This window comes from Nocardia farcinica (assembly GCF_029867845.1).
Taxonomy (GTDB): domain Bacteria; phylum Actinomycetota; class Actinomycetes; order Mycobacteriales; family Mycobacteriaceae; genus Nocardia; species Nocardia farcinica_A.
Genome location: NZ_JARWRU010001324.1, coordinates 1 through 8,052, shown reverse-complemented (window position 1 = coordinate 8,052; position 8,052 = coordinate 1). Strand labels below are relative to the sequence as shown.

4 protein-coding genes and 1 pseudogene are annotated in these 8,052 nt (G+C 74.1%); 4 read left to right on the top strand and 1 reads right to left on the bottom strand.

The window, feature by feature from the left end; translation table 11 throughout:
- Positions 1–1,353 (top strand): annotated as a pseudogene (locus QH283_RS29690) (PD-(D/E)XK nuclease family protein); the annotation flags it as partial.
- Positions 1,350–5,237 carry a UvrD-helicase domain-containing protein gene (locus QH283_RS29685; protein WP_280506220.1) on the top strand — a complete coding sequence of 1,296 codons (3,888 nt, stop codon included), beginning with the start codon at positions 1,350–1,352 and terminating at the stop codon, positions 5,235–5,237. The pseudogene QH283_RS29690 and the gene QH283_RS29685, both read left to right, overlap by 4 nt.
- Positions 5,238–5,304: 67 nt before the next feature.
- Here the strand turns inward: QH283_RS29685 and QH283_RS29680 are convergent, their stop codons facing one another.
- Positions 5,305–5,694, bottom strand: coding sequence for a DoxX family protein (locus QH283_RS29680; RefSeq protein ID WP_280506219.1), 390 nt, complete (start codon positions 5,692–5,694; stop codon positions 5,305–5,307).
- Positions 5,695–5,826: 132 nt separating this feature from the next.
- Here QH283_RS29680 and QH283_RS29675 point away from each other — a divergent pair, with 132 nt between their 5' ends.
- Together QH283_RS29675 and nudC are read left to right on the top strand one after the other, a co-directional pair.
- Positions 5,827–6,891, top strand: a complete 1,065-nt coding sequence (locus QH283_RS29675) for a potassium channel family protein (RefSeq protein ID WP_280506218.1) — start codon at positions 5,827–5,829, stop codon at positions 6,889–6,891.
- Positions 6,892–6,957: 66 nt separating this feature from the next.
- Positions 6,958–7,860, top strand: coding sequence for an NAD(+) diphosphatase (gene nudC / locus QH283_RS29670; RefSeq protein ID WP_280506217.1), 903 nt, complete (start codon positions 6,958–6,960; stop codon positions 7,858–7,860).
- Positions 7,861–8,052 lie beyond the last annotated feature (192 nt).

Here is an 8,052-nt window from a genome sequence, read left to right as displayed (position 1 = left end):
GGGCTGGTGGCCAGCGGGCCCAACACCCGCCCGCGCGGCACTCTGCTGCACACCGAGTAACTGGACGCCCTGATGTCCGGGGGGGGCGGTGCGGGGGAGCAGGTCAGCCGCTCGGCGCCGATCCTGGCCGAGGAGCGCAGGCTGCTGCTGGTCGCCTGCGGACGGGCGCGGCGGTCGCTGCTGGTGACGGCGGTCGAGTCGGCGGGCGGCGAGCGCGACCTCGTGCCCTCGCGTTTCCTCACCGAGATGCTCGGCCGCGGCGAGGATGCCGAGCCGGGCGTGCTACCGGTCGTCGACCCGGGCCGGGCCCTGGTGATGCACGCGCTGGTGGCCGAACTGCGCGGCGTGGTGTGCGATCAGCAGGCCGATCCCGAACGCCGCCGACGCGCCGCGCACCAGCTGGCTCGCCTGGCCGACGCCGGGGTGCCAGGCACCGCGCCCGAGGAGTGGTACGGCACAGCGGAATTGAGTTCCACCGACCCGCTGTGGGACGACGACGAGGCGGCGGTGGCGTTGTCGCCCTCCACGGTGGAGCAGCTGCGCACCTGCCCGCTGCGCTGGGCGCTGGAACGCCACGGCGGCACCGACGGCGACAACCCGCACGCGGTCAAGGGCAGCCTGGTGCACACCCTGGTGCAGGCGCTGGCCGGGCGCGTCCCGGTCGGCCAGGTGCGGGCCGCGCTCGACAAGGCGTGGCGCGCGGTCGATCCCGGCGACGGCTGGCATTCGCGGCAGGAGCGCCGCCGCACCGAGGCCATGCTGGAGACCTTCATGGCCTGGGTGGAGAACACCCGCGGCGAACTCACCCAGGCCGGGGTGGAGGTCCCGGTGGACTGCGTGCTGCCCGCCCGCTCGCCCGGCGAACGTCCGGTGCGCATCCGCGGCCGGGTCGACCGGCTCGAACGCGACGAGCAGGGCCGCTTCGTCATCGTCGACGTCAAGACCGGCAAGAACCCGATCAGCAGACAGGCCGCCGCGGACCACGCTCAGCTGGCCACCTACCAGGTCGCCGCCGCCTCCGGCGCGCTCGACGGCGTCCTCGGCGCGGCGTCCGACCACGAGACCGGTTCCGACGGCGGTGATTCCGGGCAGACCTCCGGCGACGGCGGCGCGCCCGGCGGTGCCAGGCTGGTGTACGTGGCCAAGGCGCACAGATCCGAAGGCGCCACCCAGCGCCTGCAGGAACCGCTGGACGAGCAGACCCTGCGGCAGTGGCGCGACACCATCCACGACGCGGCCGCCGCCACCAAGGGGCCGAGTTATCTGGCCATGCGCAACGACGGATGCAGGCACTGCTCGGTCGCGGGCAGTTGCCCCGTGCAGGACGCGGGCAGGCAGGTGACCGACGAGTGAGCGTGTCCCCGCAGCGGATCGCCGAATCGCTCGGGCTGCCGCCGCCCACCGACGAACAGGCCGCGGTGATCGCCGCACCGCCTGGCCCCACCCTGGTGGTCGCAGGCGCGGGCGCGGGCAAGACCGAGACCATGGCCGCCCGGGTGGTGTGGATGGTCGTCAACGGCCTCGTCCAGCCCGAACAGGTGCTCGGCCTGACCTTCACCCGCAAGGCCGCCCAGCAGCTGACCCTGCGCATCCGCACCCGCCTGGCCAGGCTCGCCGGTTCCCCGCTGCTGCGCGAGCTGGACTCCGGCGGCACTCTGCGCGCCCAGCTGGCGGCCGCCGAACCGGAGATCAGCACCTACCACTCCTACGCGGGCAGGCTGCTCGGCGAGCACGGCCTGCTGCTGCCGGTCGAGCCCTCGGCCACTCTGCTCACCGAGACCCAGCTGTGGCAGCTCGCCCACCAGGTCGTGCGCACCTGGGACGGCGACCTGGAGACCGAACGCAGCCCGGTGTCGGTGACCGAGGCGGTGCTCGCCCTGTCCGGTCAGCTGGCCGAACACCTCGTCGACCCCGACCAGCTGGCCGAGGCGCACACCGAGCTGGAGAAACTGGTCAACACCCTGCCGCCGGGGCCGCGCCAGCGCGGCGGGCCGAGTCAGGCGCTGCGCAACATCCTGCGCGCGCAGCGCGAGCGGGTGGCGCTGCTGCCGCTGGTCCGCGCGCTCGACGAGGCGCTACGCCGCCGCGGCGCACTGGATTTCGGCGCGCAGATGTCGCTGGCCGCGCGGCTGGCCGCCGAGCACCCCGAGGTCGCCGCCTGCGAGCGCGAACGCTTCCGGCTGGTGCTGCTCGACGAATACCAGGACACCGGCCACGCCCAGCGCGTGCTGCTGGCCGCTCTGTTCGGCGACACCGACGGCCCGGCCAGACCCGCGGTGACAGCGGTCGGCGACCCCATGCAGTCGATCTACGGCTGGCGTGGCGCCTCGGCGGCCAACCTGCCCCGCTTCGCCACCGACTTCCCCGTCGAACCCGGCGTGCCCGCGCCGACCCTGCCGCTGCTGACCAGCTGGCGCAACCCGCCCGAGGCGCTGGCGCTGGCCAATCTCGTGGCCGATCCGCTGCGCGATTCCGCCGGGGGCGGCGCCACGGTGGACCCGCTGCGTGCCAAGCCCGGCGCCGAACCCGGGGTGGTTGAGCTTGCGTCGACCAGCACCGTCGTCGACGAGCGCACCTGGGTGGCCGAACGCATCGCGCGGGAATGGCGCGCCAGGCACGAGGCGGGCGACGAGCCGCCCACTTCCGCGGTGCTGGTGCGCCGCAACGCCGACGCCGCGCCGCTGGCCGAGGCGTTGCGCGAGCAGGGACTGCCGGTGGAGATCGTCGGCCTCGGCGGGCTGCTCGCCACCCCTGAGGTCGCCGACATCGTGGCGACCCTGCGCCTGATCGCCGAACCGAGTTCGGGCAGTGCGGCGGTGCGGGTGCTCACCGGCGCCCGCTGGCGCCTCGGCATGGCCGACCTGGCCGCGTTGTCGCGCCGGGCCAGGGAATTGTCGGTGTCCAGGCCCGCGAACGAGGCGGGCGCGGAGATCACCGACGGCGCCGCGCTGGAGCAGGCGCTGCGCGAGGTGGCCCCGGAGCCGGTCGAACAGGCCGGTCTCGCCGACGCCATCGCCGATCCCGGTCCGGCGGAGAACTATTCGCCCGCAGGCTACGCGCGCATCAAGGCGCTCGCCGCCGAGCTGACCGCCCTGCGCGAGCGCAGCGGCCAGCCGCTCACCGAACTGGTCGCCGACGTGGAGCGCACCGTCGGTGTCGGGGTGGAGACCCAGGCCCGCCGCGTCATGCTCGGCGCGGGCGCCGGCCGCGAACACCTCGACGCCTTCGCCGAGGTCGTCGCCGGGTACGCCGCCGACCCGCGCGCCTCGCTCGGCGGCCTGCTCGCCTTCCTCACCGCCGCCGAATCGGTGGAGAACGGCCTGGAACCCGGCGAGGTGGAGGTGGCCAAGGACCGGGTGCAGGTGCTCACCGTGCACGCGGCCAAGGGCCTGGAGTGGGAGATCGTCGCCGTGCCGCACATCGTGCGCGGCGTGTTCCCCAGCGGCGCCGCCGCGGGCACCTGGCTCGGCGCGCTCGCCGAACTGCCCACCTCGTTGCGCGGTGACCGGGTGGCCGCCGACGCCGCCGAGGGCGTGCCGGTGCTCGACCTGTCGGATCTGGCCGATCGCGCCGAACTCGAACGCGCCATCGCCGACCACAAGAAGGCCCTCGAACGCCGTCGCCTCGACGAGGAACGCCGGCTGTTCTATGTGGCGCTCACCAGAACCGAACGGGTGCTGCTGGTCTCCGCGCACCACTGGGCCGAGACCGGCAGCGAGCCCAAGGGGCCCTCCGACTTCCTGCTCGAGCTGAAGAACGCCGTCGAATCCCCGGCTTCCCCGGCCGCCGCGGCGGCCCGCATCGCCCGCTGGGACGATCCTCCCGAGATCGACGCGGCCAATCCCTTCACCGACAACCCGGCCACCGCCGAATGGCCCCGCGACCCCCTCGGCCCCCGCCGCGACCCCGTCGAACAGGGCGCCGCCCTGGTCCGCGCCGCCCTCGCCGAGCTGCGCGCCAACCCGCCGTCGCCCCGTCACGCTCCGAAGCTACCGCGCCCCACCGACAGCTCCCGTCGCTCCGGCGGGCGCTCGCGCGCCGAATCGCGCACCCGCGCAACACCTCCCGACCGGGCTTCGGTGGCCGCGCCGGAGGTCGCGTCGCTGTGGCCGGACGACATCCCGCCGCCGGACGATTCGTATGTCCCCCCGCCGGACGATTCGTACCTTCCGCCGCCCGACGACTCCTACCCACCGCCCGACGACTCCTACCCGCCGCCGGAGGACTACCTGCCGCCGGAGGACTACCCGCCGCCGCCGGAGGACGAGACCTGGCCGCTGTCGGAGGATCACGCCCCGTCGCCGGACGGGTTCGTGTCTCCGGCCGACAGCCACCTGCCCCCGGCCGACTTCGCTTCGCCGGACGGCCACCTGCCCCCGGCCGACTTCGTCTCGCCGGACGGCGAATCCGCCCCGCGCCGGGACGAGGATCTCCCCGCGGCCGAGAATGATCTCGCCCCGGAGGCGGGCGAGATCCCGGCCGAGCCCGCCGCCGACCCCGCCGACCCCGAGGGCTGGGCTGCCGATGTGGACGCCCTGCTGGCCGAGCGCGCCGCCACGCTCGCGGCCGAGCGGGAGGTGGAGCTGCCGGGACAGATCCCGGCGACCGCCCTGGTGGAGATGCGCGCCGACCCCGCGCGGCTGGCGCGCAGGCTGCGCCGTCCGCTGCCGTACCCGCCGAATCCGCTGGCCCGGCGCGGCACCGCCTTCCACGCGTGGGTGCAGCGCTGGTTCTCCGGCACGCGGTTGCTCGGGCTGGACGAGCTGCCCGGCGTGGGGGCGCCGGAGGCGGGGGAAGGGGTGGACGCCGAGCTGGCGCGGATGCAGGACGCCTTCCTGAATTCGCCGTGGGCGCACCGCAGTCCGGTCGACGTGGAGGTGCCCTTCGAGACCTCCATCGCCGGGGTGGTGATCCGCGGCAGGATGGACGCGGTCTTCGCCGAACCCGGCGGACGCTGGGTGGTGGTGGACTGGAAGACCGGCGCGGAACCGGGGGCAGGCGAGGAGACGGCGGTCGCCATGCAGCTGGCCATCTATCGGCTGGCCTGGGCCAGGCTCATGGCCGCGCGTCTCGGCGAGAGCGAGCGATCCGTGCTGGAGCGGGTCGGCGCGGCCTTCCACTACGTGCGCACCGGCCGCACCATCGCCCCCGACGATCTGCCGGGGCCCGACGAACTGGCCGAACTCATCCGCGATTCCGCGCGGCCACGCAACTCCGAGGAACCAGGCGCACACTGACCGACGCGCCAGGCCGGCGGTCCGGCACCGCGCGTGCGCCGGGGTCACGCGGCCCGCGTCGGAGAGCTCAGCCCCTGGCGACCTTCCGCGCCGCCGCGATCATCGGATACTGCAACGGCAGCCGCGCCAGCGTGCCCACCTTGAACGCCGTCGAGGCCTTCTCGCTCCCGAGCACGTCCACGGTCATCTGGAGATTGGCCGGGAAGACCGCCGCGAACAGCCAGGCCGCCAGCCGCCCGCCCAGCCGCCGGGTGCGTGGCACGGCCAGCGCGGCGGCCACGCCGATCTCGGCCACACCGGAGGCGTAGGTGTAGTCGCGGGCCCGGCCGGGCAGCGCCCTCGGCACGATGGCGTCGAAGAAGCCTGGGCGGACGAAATGCAGCGCGCCCGCGCCGAACAGCAACGCGGCCAGCGCGAGCGCGGGCCCTCGGGTGGGGTCGGGGGAACTGGTGGCCATGCCGTGAGCCTGCCATCGGGCGGCCGCCGCGTCGAGACCCGGCGCGGTCGGCGCCACCCGGTAGGCTCCGCTTCGTGTGTGGGAGACAGTCGCGCCGGTCGCGGGTGAGGCCGCGGCGCCAGGGGGTGTCCGATGCTGGGTGAGTTCGTCGAACGGGTCAACCGCGGCGGCCTGGTCTCGCGCCCCGACCACACCCTGGTCGGCGTCCTGCGCATCCCGGAAGGCGCCATCAGCCCCTGGGTCTCGCTGACCCGGCGCATCATGGTCGCCATCGCGCTGCTGTTCGGCGCGGCCCTGCTGGTGTACCTGGAACGCGACGGCTATCGCGACACCTCGGGCGGGGAGCTGTCGTTCCTCGACGCCCTCTACTACGCCACGGTCTCCCTCTCCACGACCGGCTACGGCGACATCACCCCGGTCTCGCCGGACGCGCGGCTGGTCAACATCCTCGTCATCACGCCGCTGCGGATCCTGTTCCTCATCGTGCTCGTCGGTACCACCATCAGCGTGCTCACCGAACGGTCCCGGCAGGCGTTCAAGATTCAGCGTTGGAGGCGCGGCGTGCGTGATCACACGGTGGTCGTCGGATACGGCACCAAGGGCAGAACGGCCATCGACGCGATGCTCGGCGACGGCATCGCGCCGACCGACATCGTGGTGGTCGACACCGATCAGGCCGCGTTGGAGGCCGCGGCCAACGCGGGGCTGGTCACGGTGTTCGGCTCGGCGACCCAGTCCGACGTGCTGCGGCTGGCCGGCGTGCAGAACGCGGCCGCGGTCATCGTGGCCGCCAATCGCGACGACACCGCGGTCATGGTGACGCTGACCGCCCGCGAGCTGAACATGAAGGCCAAGATCGTCGTGGCCATCCGCGAGGCCGAGAACATCCATCTGCTCCGCCAGTCCGGCGCGGACTCGGTGGTGGTGTCCTCGGAAACCGCGGGCCGGTTGCTCGGCATCGCCACCACCACCCCGACCGTCGTGGAGATGATCGAGGATCTGCTCACCCCGGAGGCGGGCTTCGCCGTCGCCGAACGCGAGGTGGAGCCGAGCGAGGTCGGCGGTTCCCCGCGTCACCTGCGCGACATCGTGCTCGGCGTGGTGCGCAACGGCGAGCTCATCAGGGTCGGCGACCCCGAGGTGGACGCCGTCGAGGCGGGCGACAAGCTGCTCTATCTCCGGCGCACCGTGAAGTAGCCCGGTGGCCGATCGCCCGGCCGAATCGGACAGCGACTTCGTGCCGCCCGGAAGTAGTCTCTAGACGTGACATTCCAACTGCACGGTGTGCCGCTGCTGTCCCGCTTCGCGGGGGATCGCGCCGAGGCGTTGCGCGGCGACGAACACGCCCTGAAAGAGGGCTGGGCCGACGCGCTGCTGCTGCGCGTCGACAAACGGGGTCGTATCCGCTTCCTGGACGGCGCGCTGGTGCTCGATCCCGCCACCGACCTCTCCCCGGAGCCGAGCCAGGCCGCGGTCTTCCTCGGCGTCACCGAGGGCAGGCACCTGTGGGCGGTGCGCACCGAGGAACTGGACGGCCCGCTCACCGATCTCCGGGTCGCCGCGATGGAACTCGACGACTTCACCGCCGGCGTCCTCGCCACCTCCCTTGCCCTGCTCAACTGGCACGACAAGGCCGCCTACAGTGCCCACGACGGTTCGCGCACGGTGGTCGCCAAGGGTGGTTGGTCGCGGGTCACCGACGCCGGGCACGAGGAGTTCCCCCGCATCGACCCCGCGGTCATCTGCCTGGTCCACGACGGCGCCGACCGGGTGCTGCTGGCCCGCCAGCACACCTGGCCGGTGACGATGTTCTCGCTGCTGGCCGGGTTCGTCGAGGTCGGTGAATCGCTGGAACGCTGCGTCGAGCGCGAGATCCGCGAGGAGGTCGGCGTCGACGTCCGCGACATCAGCTACCTGGGCAGCCAGCCGTGGCCGTTCCCGCGCTCGCTGATGCTCGGCTTCAGCGCGGTCGGCGATCCCGGTCAGGAACTGGTCTTCTCCGACGGCGAGATCGCCGAGGCGCACTGGTTCACCCGCGCCGAGGTGCGCGAGGCGCTGGCTCTCGGCGCGTGGGGCGCGCGACAGGAGGGGGCGCGGCTGCTGCTGCCCGGTTCGATCTCCATCGCACGCACGATCATCGAGTCCTGGGCCGCGGCCGGAGACTGACGCCACAACGGCCACCGGGCGGGCCAGGGCGGCCGCGCATCAGGCGGCCGGGCCCCTGCCCGGTCGACCCTGCCCGAACGCACGCGACGGGGGGGGGGGCCCCCCGCGGGGGGGGGCGGGGGCGGGGGGGGGGGGGGGGGGGGGGCCGGCGGGGGGGGCGCGGGGGGGCCGGGGGGGGGGGGGGGCGGGGGG

Bases quoted from the DNA above. Each gene is read 5' to 3' on its own strand.
- QH283_RS29680 (WP_280506219.1), bottom strand. From the start codon at position 5,694: ATGGCCACCAGTTCCCCCGACCCCACCCGAGGGCCCGCGCTCGCGCTG.
- QH283_RS29675 (WP_280506218.1), top strand. From the start codon at position 5,827: ATGCTGGGTGAGTTCGTCGAACGGGTCAACCGCGGCGGCCTGGTCTCG.